The 16,006-nt window shown below is 69.1% G+C and carries 18 protein-coding genes and 1 pseudogene; 7 read left to right on the forward strand and 12 right to left on the reverse strand.

Going from position 1 to position 16,006, the window contains the following annotated elements:
* From ACN675_RS10155 to ACN675_RS10190, 8 genes are all read right to left on the reverse strand, one after another.
* On the reverse strand, window positions 1-291 hold the full coding sequence (locus ACN675_RS10155; RefSeq protein WP_420750760.1) for a VanZ family protein: 291 nt from the start codon (window positions 289-291) through the stop codon (window positions 1-3).
* Between the two features lie 66 nt (window positions 292-357).
* On the reverse strand, window positions 358-615 hold the full coding sequence (locus tag ACN675_RS10160; protein WP_420750743.1) for a hypothetical protein: 258 nt from the start codon (window positions 613-615) through the stop codon (window positions 358-360).
* Complete coding sequence (locus ACN675_RS10165) at window positions 615-1,058, reverse strand: DUF1707 SHOCT-like domain-containing protein (RefSeq protein WP_420750744.1); 444 nt, start codon at window positions 1,056-1,058, stop codon at window positions 615-617. The genes ACN675_RS10160 and ACN675_RS10165 overlap by 1 nt, the downstream gene beginning before the upstream one ends.
* Before the next feature lie 44 nt (window positions 1,059-1,102).
* Entirely contained in the window at window positions 1,103-1,735 is a 633-nt protein-coding gene (locus tag ACN675_RS10170; RefSeq protein WP_420750745.1) for a DUF1707 SHOCT-like domain-containing protein, read from the reverse strand.
* A gap of 46 nt (window positions 1,736-1,781) precedes the next feature.
* Window positions 1,782-3,272 (reverse strand): DUF222 domain-containing protein, encoded by a 1,491-nt coding sequence (locus tag ACN675_RS10175; RefSeq protein ID WP_420750746.1) that lies wholly within the window; start codon window positions 3,270-3,272, stop codon window positions 1,782-1,784.
* Window positions 3,273-3,385: 113 nt separating this feature from the next.
* Window positions 3,386-5,176 (reverse strand): acetyl/propionyl/methylcrotonyl-CoA carboxylase subunit alpha, encoded by a 1,791-nt coding sequence (locus ACN675_RS10180; protein ID WP_420750747.1) that lies wholly within the window; start codon window positions 5,174-5,176, stop codon window positions 3,386-3,388.
* Between the two features lie 162 nt (window positions 5,177-5,338).
* On the reverse strand, window positions 5,339-5,752 hold the full coding sequence (locus ACN675_RS10185) for a SufE family protein (RefSeq protein ID WP_420750748.1): 414 nt from the start codon (window positions 5,750-5,752) through the stop codon (window positions 5,339-5,341).
* The gene (locus ACN675_RS10190) at window positions 5,749-6,642 is read right to left on the reverse strand and encodes a sulfurtransferase (RefSeq protein ID WP_420750749.1); all 894 of its coding nucleotides are present in this window, start codon (window positions 6,640-6,642) and stop codon (window positions 5,749-5,751) included. The genes ACN675_RS10185 and ACN675_RS10190 overlap by 4 nt, the downstream gene beginning before the upstream one ends.
* Window positions 6,643-6,705: 63 nt before the next feature.
* Here ACN675_RS10190 and ACN675_RS10195 point away from each other — a divergent pair, with 63 nt between their 5' ends.
* Window positions 6,706-7,110, forward strand: a complete 405-nt coding sequence (locus ACN675_RS10195; RefSeq protein ID WP_420750750.1) for a group III truncated hemoglobin — start codon at window positions 6,706-6,708, stop codon at window positions 7,108-7,110.
* On the opposite strand, the gene ACN675_RS10200 is transcribed toward ACN675_RS10195, so the two are convergent.
* From ACN675_RS10200 to ACN675_RS10210, 3 genes are read right to left on the reverse strand one after another with little or no spacing between them, the layout of a single operon-like run.
* Window positions 7,100-7,759 carry a Maf family protein gene (locus ACN675_RS10200; protein WP_420750751.1) on the reverse strand — a complete coding sequence of 220 codons (660 nt, stop codon included), beginning with the start codon at window positions 7,757-7,759 and terminating at the stop codon, window positions 7,100-7,102. The two genes, ACN675_RS10195 and ACN675_RS10200, sit on opposite strands and share 11 nt — an antisense overlap.
* Before the next feature lies 1 nt (window position 7,760).
* On the reverse strand, window positions 7,761-8,099 hold the full coding sequence (locus ACN675_RS10205) for an acyl-CoA carboxylase subunit epsilon (protein WP_420750752.1): 339 nt from the start codon (window positions 8,097-8,099) through the stop codon (window positions 7,761-7,763).
* On the reverse strand, window positions 8,096-9,736 hold the full coding sequence (locus ACN675_RS10210) for an acyl-CoA carboxylase subunit beta (RefSeq protein ID WP_420750753.1): 1,641 nt from the start codon (window positions 9,734-9,736) through the stop codon (window positions 8,096-8,098). The genes ACN675_RS10205 and ACN675_RS10210 overlap by 4 nt, the downstream gene beginning before the upstream one ends.
* Window positions 9,737-9,870: 134 nt before the next feature.
* Between ACN675_RS10210 and ACN675_RS10215 the strand changes: the two genes are divergently transcribed.
* The 4 genes from ACN675_RS10215 to ACN675_RS10230 are packed head-to-tail and all read left to right on the forward strand — an operon-like array spanning window position 9,871 to window position 13,384.
* Complete coding sequence (locus tag ACN675_RS10215) at window positions 9,871-10,737, forward strand: biotin--[acetyl-CoA-carboxylase] ligase (protein ID WP_420750754.1); 867 nt, start codon at window positions 9,871-9,873, stop codon at window positions 10,735-10,737.
* A gap of 32 nt (window positions 10,738-10,769) precedes the next feature.
* Window positions 10,770-11,351 (forward strand): PH domain-containing protein, encoded by a 582-nt coding sequence (locus ACN675_RS10220; RefSeq protein ID WP_420750755.1) that lies wholly within the window; start codon window positions 10,770-10,772, stop codon window positions 11,349-11,351.
* Between the two features lie 38 nt (window positions 11,352-11,389).
* Window positions 11,390-12,073 (forward strand): response regulator transcription factor, encoded by a 684-nt coding sequence (locus ACN675_RS10225; RefSeq protein WP_420750756.1) that lies wholly within the window; start codon window positions 11,390-11,392, stop codon window positions 12,071-12,073.
* A gap of 12 nt (window positions 12,074-12,085) precedes the next feature.
* Window positions 12,086-13,384, forward strand: a complete 1,299-nt coding sequence (locus tag ACN675_RS10230; protein ID WP_420750757.1) for a sensor histidine kinase — start codon at window positions 12,086-12,088, stop codon at window positions 13,382-13,384.
* Window positions 13,385-13,430: 46 nt separating this feature from the next.
* On the opposite strand, the pseudogene ACN675_RS10235 reads toward ACN675_RS10230, so the two are convergent.
* Window positions 13,431-13,910: pseudogene (locus ACN675_RS10235) on the reverse strand (GtrA family protein); the annotation flags it as partial.
* A 176-nt stretch (window positions 13,911-14,086) separates the two neighbouring features.
* On the opposite strand from ACN675_RS10235, the gene ACN675_RS10240 reads away from it, so the two are divergent.
* Together ACN675_RS10240 and purE are read left to right on the forward strand one after the other, a co-directional pair.
* Window positions 14,087-15,361, forward strand: a complete 1,275-nt coding sequence (locus ACN675_RS10240; protein ID WP_420750758.1) for a 5-(carboxyamino)imidazole ribonucleotide synthase — start codon at window positions 14,087-14,089, stop codon at window positions 15,359-15,361.
* The gene (gene purE, locus ACN675_RS10245; RefSeq protein WP_197253073.1) at window positions 15,354-15,866 is read left to right on the forward strand and encodes a 5-(carboxyamino)imidazole ribonucleotide mutase; all 513 of its coding nucleotides are present in this window, start codon (window positions 15,354-15,356) and stop codon (window positions 15,864-15,866) included. Before ACN675_RS10240 ends, purE begins: the two co-directional genes overlap by 8 nt.
* Window positions 15,867-16,006 lie beyond the last annotated feature (140 nt).

Below are 16,006 nucleotides of genomic sequence, written 5' to 3' on the forward strand. Positions count from 1 at the left end.
TCAGGGCGCGGCTCGGGTGCGACGGCGTACCGTAGTGAACACCGCGAGACCGACGAACACACCGACCAGGTCGGCGCACCAGTCCCACACGGATCCCGAGCGCCGCACCGCAACCGTCTCCTGCAGGATCTCGGTCAGCACGCCGTACGCGGCGAGCCAGCCGATCGTCCAGGCGACGGGGATCCGCGCGTACAGCGAGCAGTAGGCGAGGGTCGCGAAGAAGAGTGCGTGCGTAACCTTGTCGGCGTGCGGCGGACCTTCCGGTGCGGTGCCTCCGGGGGACAGGAGCATCGCGGTGAAGACGACCGTCGCCAGCACGAGAGGCAGCGTTCGCCGCCACGTGAGTGTGGGCACCGGTCAGGCGTCCCGGACGGTCAGACCGAGTGCGGCCTCGGCGAATCCGCGTACCGCGCGGCGCGCAGCGGTCAGCGCGGCGTCCTCGCCGTCGCGGGCGGTGCCGGTCAACGTTCCGTCCGGCATCAGTGTCACGTCCGCAACCGATTCCGCGGTCGTCGCCTCGCGCACCGACCAGCGGTACCGGGTGTCGGCGTCCCAGGCGTCGGTGTCCTCGGCGAGCAGATACCAGTTGCCCGCGTTGATCTCGACCGGTTCCATCAGGCGTCGCCCCCGCCCTTCTTGCCACTGCCTTTGTGCTTCTTCTTCCGGTCACCCGAACGATCGGTCTGATCGATGCCCGCATACAGGACGACGCTGACGATCGGGATGAGCAGGAACCACAGCCAGTTGTGGTCGAAGACGAAGAACAGCACGACCGCCACGAGCGGGGTCACGCCCGCGACCACGTCGCGCCACCGGTCCGGCAGTCCACTCTTGGCGGGTGCCGTCTCCGCTGCCGGGGCAGGGACGTTCGCCGTTTCCGTCGGCAGATCGGTGAACAGGGCGTCGAGGTCGCTGCGGGTCGTCGCCGCCGAGGCCTTGCCGCTGCGTTCTTCGAATTCGGCGAGGGTGAGGCGTCCGGCCGCGAAATGTTCACCGAGCAACTGCAGCGCACGCTCGCGTTCGGCGGTGCCGATGCGAACCTCGGGGGTATCGGACATGCCCACCAGACTAGTGGCCCGAAGTTGGGGCGGCGTGGCCGGTCTCACGGGCCGAATCCGGGTCCTCCGGTCATGATCCGATACGCCTTCACCACGACCGCGACGAGCACGACGGCGCAGATCACCATGACGATCGGGAAGCGGATCGCCACCATCGACACGGCGGCCACCAGCCCGATCGGCAAGAGGGTGAGCACGTCGAGCATCGCGGCCCCTGAAGGTGTTGTGCGGTAACGGGTTTCGCGTGCGTAGGGCGGTTCGGGTGCGTTCTCGTCGAGAAGGCGTGCGGGCAGGAGGCGCGCGGACCCGGGTGCCGGGTCTGCAGGACGGGACCGGCCGACGAACATCGCCGTCCCCGCGGCGGCAACCGCTGCGACCGCGGGCAGCCACAGGCCGATGCCGAACCGGTCCGCTACGAAGAACACCGCGAACAGGGCCAGCGGTAGCAGGCCGAGAACCAGTCCCCGTCCGCGCCGTTGCCGCGGTGCCGGTTCGATGAGGGGTAGATCGGAGAACGAGGCCACCAGTTCGCCGCGTGTCGTCGCCGCTTCGATGCGTCCGGACCGTTCCTCGAACTCTGTGAGGGTGAGTCGTCCGGCAGCGAAGTGTTCTCCGAGCAGACGCTGTGCCTGCTCGCGTTCGGCGGTGCCGATGCGTATCTCGTGCGGCTCGGCCATATATCCACCCTAGCCTCGAGCGTTCACGGAAATCTGCCCCGGAACGCTACGAACTGTGCTCCGGTCGTGGGTGATGGTCCTCCGCCGAGTCGGAGCCGTTCCGATCCCGGCAACGCGTCGGTGCTGCCGGGCCGCGCCTGCGACGGGGTGGGGACGCGTTCAGGATCGCGTGGGTGACGAGCTCGTGGGGGTGATGGCGATGGTTGCGCCGGGGTGTGCGGGTGGGATCGAGGAGGTGCGGTGCGGTCCACAGGGGGCGGTGGCCGTGGGGATCGGCGGTGGTGCGCCACCCGGAGTCGGTGACGCGCGCGTGGTCGGCGTCGCAGACCAGCGCGAGATTGTCGATGTCGGTGCCGCCGCCGTGTTGCCATTCGGTCAGGTGGTGAACGGCGCAGTGCGAGGCGGGAGCATCGCAGCCGGGCCGGGTGCAGCCGCGTTGCCACGCGGTGAGCAACAGACGCTGGTCGGCGGTGGCGAGGCGTCTGGACCGTCCGAAATGCAGGGGAGCGCCGGCGTGGTCGAACAGCGCCAGGACCGGATGGGCGTGCTCGGCCATGGCGAGGGCATCGGTGACGGGTACGACCCCGCCGGTGGCGGTGGTGGCGAGGCCGGTGGCCCGCTCGAGTTGGCGCAGGGTCATGGTGACGACAACGGTGACCGGCAGACCGCGGTGTCGGCCGAGAGCGCCGGAGGCCAGTGCGTGGGTGCATAGTGCGTCGAAGGCGTCGTGGAGGCGTTGTTCGGGAGTGCGCCGGTCGCGGCGGGCCGCTCGATCGAGAACGTCCGGGTCGAGGTCGGGGCGGTCGGTGCTGCCGACAGGTGAGTCAGGGTCGTCGGGGTTGTTCATGCCCGGTCGTGCCCAGGTGGCGAGGACGGCGTCGAGTTTGGCTCTGGTCGCCGGATGAAGGTCGCCGTGCAGGCGGGACATCAGATCGGCCGACTGCGGTGCGAGCCTCAGGGATCGGCGAGCCTTGCGGTCGCGGTCGTCCGGTGGGTTACCGTCGGGGTCCAGCCGGGCGAGCAGGTCGATGCCGGCGGTGGTGATGTCGTCGGGGGTCGCGGTCCGTGCGAGGGTGCCGAGGATGCGGTCGACGGTCTCGACGACGTCGTTCCCGAATCGTCCCGGAATCTTCTCGATCACTCTGCGGATGGCGTCGGCGTGCGCGGCGGACGCATCCCCGTCGGCAACGGCAGCGGCTGTGACCGGCATGACCGGGCCGAGGATTGCGCCGCTGGGAGTCGTGCGGGGTGCCAGGAGGCGGGAGTTCTTCACTCGCCGAACCGCGTCGGCGCGGGACAGGTGCAGGAGTTCGACCAGGTATTTCTGGGGCGTGGACAGCTTCACGGCGTTCTCGAGTACACGCCCTTCGACCTGGGCGACGAGTCGTGCGTCGAGGCCGTCGAGGCGGCGGCGGAGACGTTCGACGGTGCGGAGCGTCGAGGCGATCTCCTCGTCGGAGAGACGGTCGAGGTCGAGTGCGCAGAGTTCGTCCACGGTGGTGGTGTCCACCGGCCTCGGCCCCCCGATCGAACTCATGTTCGAATGATACATGCGTTCGAACGAGAGCGCAGCCGATTCGACGGCCGAAACAGGGCGTGCCCCGGGCGGATCGTCGGATCCGCCCGGGGCACGCCCCGTTGGTCAGAACATCACTTGAGCTCGGCGAGCACCGTTCCCTGAGTGATGGCAGCACCCGGCTCGACGGCCAGGCCGGTCACGACACCGGCCTTGTGCGCGGTGACCGGGTTCTCCATCTTCATGGCCTCGAGGACGACGATCAGATCGCCCTCGGCGACCTCCTGGCCCTCGGTGACCGCGACCTTGACGACGGTGCCCTGCATCGGCGCGGTCACGGCGTCGCCGGACGCCTTGCCGCCGTGGGCGCCGCCACGCTTGCGGGCCTTCGGCTTCTTGCGGATGGCACCGGCCGCGCCGCCGCCACCGCCGAGCGAGAACTGGCCGGGCAGGGACACCTCGACGCGACGGCCACCGACCTCGACGACGACGTTCTGACGCGGCAGAGCCTCGTCCTCGTCGTCGACGGCACCGGCACCCGCGTAGGGCTCGATGGTGTTCTCCCACTCGGTTTCGATCCACTTGGTGTAGACGTCGAACTTCTCGCCGTCACCGATGAAGGCCGGGTGCTCGACGATGTGCCGGTGGAACGGGATGACCGTGGCGAGGCCGTCGACCTCGAACTCGGCGAGGGCACGGCGGGCGCGCTGCAGCGCCTGCTCGCGGTTCTCGCCGGTGACGATCAGCTTGGCGAGCATCGAGTCGAACTGGCCGCCGATGACGTCACCCTGCACGACGCCGGAGTCGACGCGCACGCCCGGGCCCGTGGGCTCCTTGTAGACGGAGATCGGGCCGGGGGCGGGGAGGAAGCCGCGACCGGCGTCCTCACCGTTGATGCGGAACTCGAAGGAGTGGCCGCGGGGCGCCGGGTCTTCCTTGATCTCGAGCTCTTCGCCGTTGGCGATGCGGAACTGCTGACGCACGAGGTCGATGCCGGCGGTCTCCTCGGTGACCGGGTGCTCGACCTGCAGGCGGGTGTTGACCTCGAGGAACGAAACCGTGTCGCCCTGCACCAGGTACTCGACGGTGCCGGCGCCGTAGTAACCGGCCTCGCGGCAGATGGCCTTGGCGGACTCGTGGATGCGCTTGCGCTGCTCGTCGGTCAGGAACGGCGCGGGGGCCTCCTCGACGAGCTTCTGGAAGCGGCGCTGCAGCGAGCAGTCGCGGGTGCCGGCGACGACGACGTTGCCGTGCTTGTCGGCGATGACCTGTGCCTCGACGTGGCGGGCCTTGTCCAGGTACTGCTCGACGAAGCACTCGCCGCGACCGAAGGCGGCGATCGCCTCGCGGGTGGCCGACTCGAACAGCTCGGGAATCTCCTCGATGGTCTGCGCGACCTTCATGCCGCGACCGCCGCCACCGAAGGCCGCCTTGATCGCGACCGGCACGCCGTACTGCTTGGCGAACTCGACGACCTCGTCGGCGTTCTTGACCGGGTCCTTGGTGCCCGCGGCCATCGGCGCGTTGGCGCGCTCGGCGATGTGGCGGGCGGTGACCTTGTCGCCGAGGTCGCGGATGGACTGCGGCGAGGGGCCGATCCAGATCAGGCCGGCGTCGATCACAGCCTGGGCGAAGTCGGCGTTTTCGGAGAGGAAGCCGTAGCCGGGGTGGATCGCGTCGGCGCCGGACTTCTTCGCGGCGTCGAGGATCTTGTCGAAGACCAGGTAGGACTCGGCCGACGTCTGACCGCCGAGCGCGAACGCCTCGTCGGCGAGCTTCACGAACTGCGCATCCGCGTCGGGCTCGGCGTAGACGGCTACGCTGCCGTAACCGGCGTCCTTGGCAGCTCGGATGACCCGCACAGCGATCTCGCCGCGGTTGGCGACGAGCACTTTCGTGATGTGCGCGCTGGCATGACTGGGCACGGAGCCTCCTGTTGATCGATCGTTAGGTTATTGCCGTCACGGAGAGTGTAGGCGTCAATCCGATAGACGATGTAACCGGATAGCCCCTACACACTACGAGCAAGATCGAACCCCGCAACGTTACCGGCCGGTAGCCGAGACTGCACAGGCGCCCCGGCGAGGTCAGGCCCGAAGATGCCGCTTGATCCGGGCGAGCATCGCGCTCATCCCGCGCAGCCGCAGCGGACTCACTACATCCGCCAGTCCGAGCGCCGAGTAGAAGTCGTCCGGCACATCGAGGATCTCCTGTGCGCTGAGCCCGTCGAGGCCCTGATGCAGGATCGACGCGAACCCCCGCGTGGTCGGCGCTTCCGGCGGAGCACTGAAGTGCAGCCGCACCCGATCGCGCTCCGACGCGTCGACCGACAGGAACAACGGCGACTGGCACTCGGGCACCGGTTCCATCGCGGCTTCCTCGAGTTCGGCCGGGAGCGGTGGAAGCTCCCGGCTGAACTCGAGGAGCAACTGCAGCTTGTCCTGACCGGCGACGGCGGCGAAGTCGTCGACGATCTCGGCGAGCGCGGAGGGCAGGCTCATCGGGCGGGAGCTTCCCCGGGCTCTTCGCCCTTGACGATCGGCACACGCACCGCGTTGCCCCACTCCGTCCACGAACCGTCGTAGTTGCGGACGTTCTTGTAGCCGAGCAGGTGCGTGAGCACGAACCACGTGTGGCTGGACCGCTCACCGATGCGGCAGTAGGCGATCACATCCGCGTCGCGCGGGATGTCCGTGTAGATCTCGTCGAGTTCGGCGCGGGAACGGAACCGGCCGTCCGGCGCCGCGGCCTTCGCCCACGGGATGGACACCGCGGTGGGGATGTGGCCGCCGCGCAGGGCGCCTTCCTCCGGGTAGTCCGGCATGTGGGTGCGTTCGCCGGTGTACTCCTGCGGCGAGCGCACGTCCACCAGGGGAGACGAGCCGAGGGCTGCGAGCACCTCGTCCTTGAACGCCCGGATCGGGGCGTCGTTGCGCGTGACCACCGGGTATCCGGTCGTGGTGATGGAGGGGACGTCGAAGGTGGTGTCGCGGTTCTCGGAAATCCACGCGTCGCGGCCGCCGTCGAGCAGGCGCACGTCCTCGTGGCCGAACAGCGTGAAGACCCACAGCGCGTAGGCGGCCCACCAGTTCGACTTGTCGCCGTAGATCACGACGGTGTCGGTGCGGCGAATGCCCTTGCGGTTCATGAGATCAGCGAACGCGGCACCGTCGATGTAGTCACGGGTGACCGGGTCGTTCAGGTCCAGATGCCAGTCGATCTTCACGGCCCCGGGAATGTGGCCCACGTCGTAGAGCAGCACGTCCTCGTCGGATTCGACGACCTTCACCTCGGGATGTCCGAGGTGGGCGGACAGCCATTCCGTCGACACCAGGCGAGTGGGTTCGGCGTATGCAGCGAATGAGGGGTTGGCGTCGGGCTCGACGGGCACAGGGGGCTCCTGAGGCAGTGGTGGCAGGTGCGCCGTCAATACTAGGCGGTAGGTTCGGTGGATGTGATTTCCAGTGGCACCCCGGCCGTCGACGTGTCCGATCGCGACGACATCGACCGGCTGGTCCGCAGGTTCTACGAACACGCCCTCACCGACCCGACGCTGGCGCCGGTGTTCGAGGTGCTCGCGATCGTCGGTCTCGACGAGCATCTGCTCGTCGTAGGCGACTTCTGGGAACAGATCCTCTTCCGCACCACGCGGTACGAGGGCAACTTCCTGCCCGTGCACCGGGCGCTGCACGCACACCACGGCCTCACCCCTGCACGGTTCGAACGGTGGCTCGAACTGTGGGTCGGGACAGTCGACGAGCTGTTCGCAGGGGTTCACGCCGATCGGGCCAAGAGCAAGGCCGAGGCGATGGTGCGGTCGTTGCAGCGCGGGGTCCAACGGCCCTCCGCTACCGGGTGACGGTTCCCGTCGGCTTCGCGGACGCGGACCAGAGGTCGGCGACGGAAACGCCGACCTCGCCGAGGAGCCGCCGAACGAGCGGCAGGCCGATGCCGATGACCGACGACGGGTCGCCCTCGAGACGCTCGATGAACCAGCCACCGAGGCTGTCGAGAGTGAACGCACCCGCGACCTGGAGGGGTTCGCCGCTCGCGAGGTAGGCCTCGAGTTCGTCGTCGGTGGGGGTGCCGAAATAGACGGTGGTGCCGCTGTGCGCGGAGGCTTCCGCGACGACCTCACCGTCGCGGACCCGCAGCAGACTGTGTCCGGTGAGCAGGTCGGCGCTGCGGCCGGCCATCGAGCGCCAGCGGTCCCGCGCGACCTCGGCGGTGCCGGGCTTGCCCTGCAACCGTCCGTCGATGTGCAGCATCGAATCGCACCCGACGACCACTGCGTCGTCCACGCCGTCACCGCTCAGCCGGGGCACCACGTCGGCGGCCTTGGCGCGGGCGAGTTCGGTCACCACGACCTCGGGCGCGGTGTCGGGGCCGAGCGACGCGACGATCGCGTCCTCGTCGACCCCGGACACCCGCACGAGTGGTTCCACGCCGGCGGCGCGCAGCACGGACAGCCGTGCCGGCGACGCCGACGCGAGCACCAATCGGGTCATCTCAGCCGAGGTTCGGGTACGAATACGGCGAGAACGGCGCCCACTGGCGATGCATCCGGGTCGGGTCGCCCCACGTCTCCGCGGGACGGCCGTCGCCTTCGTCCGCAGCCCCCGAGGAGGCCGCGGCGAGCACGGACACGAGCACGGCGACGTCCTCGTCGGTCGGGTTGCCCTTCACGATGCGCAGCGCAGCCGCGGTCTCGACGACCGCCTCGGCAGTCACGGCCTCCGGTGCCGAGTCCTCACCGGCAGCTTCGACCACGACGTCCTCGAGGGGGGCGCCGGCTGCTTCGGTCGAGTCGATGTCGGTGATGATCTTTTCCTCCGTCACGGCGGTCACAGCGGAATGTTCCCATGCTTCTTCGGCGGAAGCGAAACCATCTTGCGCTCGAGCAGTCGCAATGCGGACACGATCTGGCCGCGGGTGTGCGACGGCGGGATGACCGCGTCGACGTATCCGCGCTCGGCCGCGACGTACGGGTTCACCAGGGTGTCCTCGTACTCGTTCTGCAGTTCGAGGCGCAGCGCATCTACGTCCTCGCCGTTCTTGGCGGCTTCGAGAAGGCGCTTGCGGTAGACGAACCCGACGGCGCCGGAGGCACCCATGACGGCGATCTGCGCGGTCGGCCACGCCAGGTTCACGTCGGCACCCATGTGCTTGGAACCCATGACGTCGTATGCGCCGCCGTAGGCCTTGCGGGTGATGACGGTGATCTTGCCGACGGTGGCCTCACCGTACGCGTACAGCAGCTTGGCGCCACGACGGATGATGCCGTTGTATTCCTGCTCGGTGCCCGGCAGGAAGCCCGGGACGTCGACCAGGGTGATGATCGGCACGTTGAACGCGTCGCAGGTCCGCACGAACCGGGCCGCCTTCTCGGAGGCGTCGATGTCGAGGCAGCCGGCGAACTGGGTGGGCTGGTTCGCGACGATGCCGACGCTGCGGCCGTCGATGCGGCCGAAACCGACGATGACGTTGGCGGCGCGCTCGGCCTGCACCTCGAGGAACTCGTCGTCGTCGAGCAGGCGACGGATGATCTCGTGCATGTCGTACGGCTGGTTCGCCGAGTCCGGGATGATCGTGTCGAGCTCGAGGTCCTCGTCTGTGAGCGAGTCCTCGATGGAACCGACGATCGGGTCGGTCGGAGCCAGGCGCGGAGCCGCGGCCTGGTTGTTCGACGGCAGGTAGGACAGCAGGTCCTTGACGTAGTCGAGGGCGTCCTGTTCGCCGTCGGCGACGTAGTGGGCGACACCCGACTTGACCATGTGGGTGTGCGCGCCGCCGAGGTCCTCCATGGTGACGTCCTCGCCGGTGACCGTCTTGATGACGTCGGGACCGGTGACGAACATCTGGCTGGTCTGGTCGACCATCACCACGAAGTCGGTCAGGGCGGGGGAGTACACGTGACCACCGGCGGCGGGGCCCATGATCAGCGAGATCTGCGGGATCACACCGGAGGCCTGCACGTTGCGGTGGAAGATCTCGCCGTACAGGCCGAGCGAGACGACGCCTTCCTGGATGCGGGCGCCGGCGCCCTCGTTGATGCCGATCAGCGGGCGGCCCGTGCGCAGGGCCAGGTCCATGACCTTGACGATCTTCTCGCCGTAGACCTCACCGAGGCTGCCGCCGAAGACCGTCGCGTCCTGGGAGAACACGCACACGTCGCGACCGTCGATGGTGCCGTAGCCGGTGACGACACCGTCGCCGACGGGACGGTTGTCGGCCAGGCCGAAGTTGGTGCTGCGGTGCCGTGCGAGGGCGTCGAGTTCGACGAACGAGCCCTCGTCGAGCAGAGCGTGGATACGCTCGCGGGCGGTGAGCTTGCCCTTCGCATGGACCTTCTCGATGGCAGCCTCACCGCTGGGGGCGTGGGCCTGAGCCTGACGATTGCGCAGGTCTGCCAGCTTTCCGGCGGTGGTGTGGATATCGGGCGTACTCGCCGCCTCGGGCGCGGACGGCTCCTGGACAGTGGTCATGGCCAGTCAGCTTAGCGAGCGTCATACTAGGGCTCCGAATCGAGTCCCAGTTGTGTTGAATCATTGAACTGAAGCTACCGGCCAGTACGTTTTCGCAGCACCGGCGAGGCGCCTTCCGGCCCTAGGCTGTGACCATGTCCCCGGACCCGCAATCCCCTCGTCCCGACTCGACAGATCCGGCTGCGCTGCGCGCCCCGCTCGACGTCGAGCACCTGCGCGACGCCCTGGTCACGGCCACCGGACCCGCCGCGTTCTACCGCCGGCTCGACGTCGTCGAGGAAACCGGATCGACCAACGCCGATCTGCTCGCCGTCGCAGGTGAAGGCGACGCGCCCCGCGCGCTGCTCGCCGAATTCCAGTCCGGCGGTCGCGGACGGCACTCGCGCCGGTTCGAGGGCACTCCGAACGCGCAGGTGATCGCGTCCGTCCTCGTCACCCTGCCCGGGGTGGACCTCGCCGACCTCGGCTGGCTGCCGTTGCTCGCCGGAATCGCGACCGTCGACACCGTCCGTTCGGTCACCGGCGTGCCCGCCGAACTGAAATGGCCCAACGACGTGCTCGTCGAGGGCCGCAAGGTCGCCGGAATCCTCGTCGAGATCGCCGCGACCGCACCCGTCCCCGCGGTCGTCGTCGGCATCGGCCTCAACGTCTCCCTGGCCGAGGACGAACTGCCGGTGCCGACCGCGACGTCGCTGATGCTGGCGGGAGCCACCGACCTCGACCGCACCCGGCTTGCGCAGGTGCTGCTGACCAACCTGGCCGAGCGGATGCGTCGGTGGCACGACCACGACTGGGACACCGCGGCACTCGCCGACGCCTACCGCGAGCGGTGCAGCACCGTCGGACAGCGGGTGCGGGCGGTACTGCCCGGTGACACCGAACTGCACGGCGTCGCCGTCGACATCGACGAGCAGGGTCGGATCGTCGTCCGTCCCGACCGCGACGGCGACCCGGTGGCGATCGCCGCGGGCGACATCACCCATCTGCGACCCGTGGGCTGACCTCCGGCCGCGCGCGTGCGATCCTCGGCGGCATGGGCTACCCCGAGGACGCACTCGCCGTCGACGAAGAGCTGCTGCTGCACCGGCATCCGCATTGGAAGATGCTCATCGTCCCCACCGCGATCTTCCTGCTGACCACTGCGGTCGCGGGTTTTCTGCTCGGTGTCGCCGGTACGCGCCTCGAAGGCGCCGCGGCCGGCGTCCTGACCGTCGCGGTCCTGGTGTTGTGGGTCGTAATCGTCGGCTGGCGCTGTGTCGCGCCCCTGGTGCGGTGGCTCACGACGCACTTCATCGTCACCGACCGGCGGGTCCTCGTGCGGCAGGGCGTGATCACCCACAGCGGCATCGACATTCCGATGGGCCGCATCAGCAATGTGCAGTTCCGGCACGGCATCGTCGACCGCATGCTGCGCACCGGCACCCTCGTGATCGTCTCGGCGGCCGACGATCCGCTCGAATTCGACGACATCCCCGACGTGCAGACCGTGCACACGCTGCTCTACCGGCAGGCCTTCGACGGCAGCGCCGACAGGGGCGGTTACGGGACCGGCGAGTACCGCGACGATCGGGGCAGGGACGACCAGGGTGGGGGCACCGGCCGCAAAGCGTGGTAATTCGGACAGTGCCCCCGGCCGATCCGTACCCTGGTTTCGTGACCGCTGTCCTGCTCGCCGAAGACGACGAAGCCATCGCTGCGCCCCTCTCGCGGGCCCTCGGTCGCGAGGGGTACGAGGTGACGATCGCCCAGGAAGGCCCCTCCGCGCTGGAAGAGGCCCTGTCCGGCCGATACGAGTTGCTGATCCTCGACCTCGGACTGCCCGGAATGGACGGTCTCGAGGTGTGCCGCCAGATCCGGACCAACCGCTCCGACCTGGCCGTACTCATGCTCACCGCCCGCACCGACGAGGTCGATTTCGTCGTCGGTCTCGACGCGGGCGCCGACGACTACGTCGGCAAACCGTTCCGCCTCGCCGAACTGATGGCGCGCGTGCGGGCGCTGCTGCGCCGCCGGGGCGGCGGTGAAACCGACGACGTGGTCGAGGTCGCCGGGATCCGGCTCGAACGTGCCGCGCGTCGCGTGCTCGTCGACGGGTCCGAGGTCGTCCTCGCCAACAAGGAGTACGAGCTGCTGCGGGTGTTGCTCGAGCACGCCGGGCAGGTCGTCTCGCGGGACGCGATCCTGCAGGAGGTGTGGGGGGACGTCGACCTGCGCGGTTCCAAGACCCTGGATATGCACATGTCGTGGCTGCGCCGGAAGATCGGCGACGAGGGCCCGGCCGGGGAACGCCGCATCGCAACCGTCCGCGGTGTCGGTTTCCGCGTGAACACCGACTAGCCGGGGCCGCTCGTGCGTCGTCGCATTCTCATCGCGGTTCTCGCCGTGGTGCTGCTCGTCGCGCTGTTGCTCGGCCTTCCGCTCGCCTACACCGCGTACCTGTTCGTCGAGGACACCATGCGCCGGGACCTGCAGGGACGGCTCGAGCTGATGGCGTCCGAGATCATCGCCCAGGAAGGCGCGGAAGGGGTGATCGTCGGCGGCCTCGACACGAGTTCGATGCGGCTGCTCGTGCCCGACGGCGGCCGCCTGGTGATCGTCTATCCGACGCCGGAGGACGCCGCTGCCCGTCTCGACATCGGCGCTCCGGCGGTCTCGGCGCCGATCCTGGAGTCGCTGTCGCTGGGCACATCCGGGTCGTTGCGGCTGGAGGCGCCGTCGGCGGGTGTGCGCACCGTGCAACGTCAGGTACTGGCGGCCGTGGCCACGATCGTCCTGCTGACCGTGGTGGCCGGCGCGATCGTCGCCGTCGTCACCGCGCGGCGCCTGTCCGATCCGCTGCGCGACGTCGCCGCCCGCGCGGCGCGATTGGCCGAGGGCGACTTCCGGCCGGATCCGAGACGGCACCGCATCCCGGAACTCGATCGGGTTTCCGACGTGCTCGATGCCGCCACGGTGGAGATCGCGGGGCGTCTGCAGCGCGAGCACATGCTCGTCGGCGACGTGTCGCACCAGCTGCGCTCGCGGTTGACCGCGGTGCGGTTGCGGCTCGACGAGCTGTCCACGCACTCGGATCCGGCGGTCGTGGAGGAAGCCGAGGCCGCGATGGCCCAGGTGGATCGGCTCACCGCCGCGATCGACGATCTGGTGCGGCAGTCCCGCGACAGCGGTTCCGCCCTGCGTACCGAGGTGTCGGTGGTGGGGGAGATGTCGGGGGTCATCGCGGATTGGCGCGGTCCGTTCCGGGAGGCCGGACGCGAGCTGGTGTTGCGGGGCAACCCGGCGTTGCGCTCGACCGTGACCGGCTCACGCCTGCGTGAGGCCGTGGCCGTGCTGGTCGACAACGCGCTGGTCCACGGCGGCGGGACCTGCACGGTCTCGGTACGGCGGGCGGGCGACGACACGGTGTGTGTGGAGGTGACCGACGAGGGCGAGGGCGTCAGCGACGAACTCGCCCCGCACATCTTCGATCGCGGGTTCTCCGGTAGCGGATCGACGGGGGTGGGGCTGGCGCTCGCCCGCGCGCTGGTCTCCGCCGACGGCGGTCGGCTCGAACTGCAACGGCGGAGGCCGGCGTTGTTCGCGCTGTTCCTCGGCACGTCCAGGGACCGTGGGCAGGGGACGTCGGATGCGAGTCGGGAGCCCCGCTGAACCGGTGGGCCGGTCAGCGTCCGATCTGTTCGTCGGCGAGTTCGCCGAGTTCGGCGTCCGGGCCGGTTTCCTCGGGGAAGACGAACCGCTTGAAGCAGTAGAAGCGGAACGCCATCTGCAGCAGGTTGCCGATGATGTAGGCGCTGATGAAGTCGGCGATGTTCTCGACCGTCAGGCTCACCTCGGGTACCCGCAGCCCGAACACGTAGCTCGAGATCCAGAGCGGGATGAAGCTGAGCACGACCCCGATACCGCTGACGAAGAAGAACAGGAACGCCTCGTGCGCACGTTCACGGCCACCGCGGTTCTTGAACGACCATTCGCGGTTGAAGATGTAGGAGCAGATCACCGCGATGATGCCGGCGATGATCTTGGCGGTCACCGGCTTCTCCTCCAGCACCGTCAGCTTGAGGGTGTAGAAGATGCCCGAGTCGATGACGAAGGTGGTGCCCCCGACGATGGCGAACTTGACCAGCTCGCTGTGCCGCAGCAGCAGGCCTCGCAACGGCTGGGGAACGCGGTTCATGGCGACATCGACGAAAGACACTCGGGCAAGTCTACGAAACCGGATCGCAAACTTTCGCATCCGGATGAAATTTTCAGTATTAGCACAGGAATGTGTCGGGCGCCTCACACGCTGTGACAGCGTGCACGCGCACGGTGCGGGAGTGCCGGCCTTCCGATGTGACACCATGGACAGTCGTGACCGGTAGACCTGATTCGCCCCCCAGATCCGACACCCCCCGCGCGCTGACCGGCGGAATGCCCGTCGTGACGATGATCGGCGGCGGCCAGCTCGCCCGGATGACCCATCAGGCCGCGATCGCCCTCGGCCAGACCCTGCGGGTCCTGGCGGGCAGCGCGGACGAACCGGCCGCCCGCGTCAGCCCCGACGTGGTGCTCGGCAGCCACAACGATCTCGAGGCACTGCGCAGCGCCGCGATCGGCGCACACGCCCTGACCTTCGACCACGAGGGCGTTCCCACCGAGCACCTGAAGGTTCTGCAGGCCGAGGGCGTCAACGTGCTCCCGCCGCCGCAGGCCCTGATCTACGCGCAGGACAAGATCGCCATGCGCGAGCGGCTCGGTGAGCTGGATGTCCCGATGCCGAAGTTCGCGGTCATCCGGTCCGTCGCCGATGCGAAGGCCGCACGCGAGACGCTGGGCTGGCCCTACGTGCTCAAGGCCGCCCGCGGCGGGTACGACGGCCGTGGCGTGTGGATCCTCGACGACCAGCAGGAACTCGAGGCCGTTGTCGAGGACCGGCTCGCCGCCGGGGTACCGCTGCTGGCCGAGGAGAAGATCTCGTGGCGCCGCGAGCTGTCCGCGATGGTCGCCCGGTCCCCGTTCGGGCAGGGCGCGTCGTGGCCGGTCGTCGAAACGGTGCAGCGCGACGGGCAGTGCGCGGTCGTCATCGCACCCGCCCCGGATCTGCCGGAGGACGTGGAGACGGCGGCCGAGCAGCTTGCGTTGCGCATCGCCGGGGAACTGGGCGTCGTCGGGGTGATGGCCGTCGAACTGTTCGAGACGGAGGGCGGGGAACTCGTCGTCAACGAACTGGCGATGCGTCCGCACAACTCGGGTCACTGGGGCATGGACGGCGCCCGCACCGGACAGTTCGAGCAGCACCTGCGCGCGGTTCTGGACTATCCGCTCGGCGACACCACGCCGCTCGCCCCGGTCACGGTGATGGCGAACGTGCTCGGCGCGCCCGAGGCGCCGGAGATGAGCATGGACGAGCGGCTGCACCATCTGTTCGCGCGGATGCCCGACGTGCGTGTGCACCTGTACGGCAAGGGGGAACGCAAGGACCGCAAGATCGGGCACGTCAACGTGCTCGGCGACCCGTCCGGATCCATCACCGATCCGCAGTACGTGGCGGCGGTCCGCGAGCGTGCCGAACGGGCCGCGCACTGGCTCTCGCACGGCGTATGGACCGACGGTTGGAACGAACACACGGGAGAGCAGGGTGAGTGACGTGGCGCAGGGCGCACAGGTCGGCCTGATCATGGGCAGCGACTCGGATTGGCCGACGATGGAGGCCGCAGCGGAGGCGCTGGCCGAGTTCGGGATCCGATTCGAGGTCGGGGTCGTCTCGGCGCACCGCACCCCGCAGCGCATGCTCGACTACGCGAAGTCCGCGGCCGGTCGCGGCATCAAGGTGATCATCGCGGGTGCCGGTGGCGCAGCGCACCTTCCGGGCATGGTGGCCTCCGCGACGGCGCTGCCCGTGATCGGTGTCCCCGTGCCGCTCAAGTACCTCGACGGCATGGATTCGCTGCTGTCGATCGTGCAGATGCCTGCCGGTGTCCCCGTCGCGACCGTGTCGATCGGCGGAGCCCGCAACGCCGGCCTGCTCGCGGCCCGCATCCTCGGCGCCTCCGATCCGGCGCTGCGTGAGCAGATGGAACGCTTCCAGGCCGGTCTCGAGCAGATGGTGCTCGAGAAGGACGACGCGCTGCGGCAGAAGCTGCTCGGCTGACCCGGTACTTCCGTGCAGACGACCCCGTTGATCGAGCGGTGGAGCCGGTGGACCCGTACCCACGTCGCGACGATCGACGGGGTCGTCGCCGTCCTGCTGGCGGTGGCCGGTGTCGCCGGAGCGGTGACCGGGCACGAGGG

It is taken from the genome of Rhodococcus sp. O3 (genome assembly GCF_048897285.1).
Lineage (GTDB): Bacteria > Actinomycetota > Actinomycetes > Mycobacteriales > Mycobacteriaceae > Rhodococcus.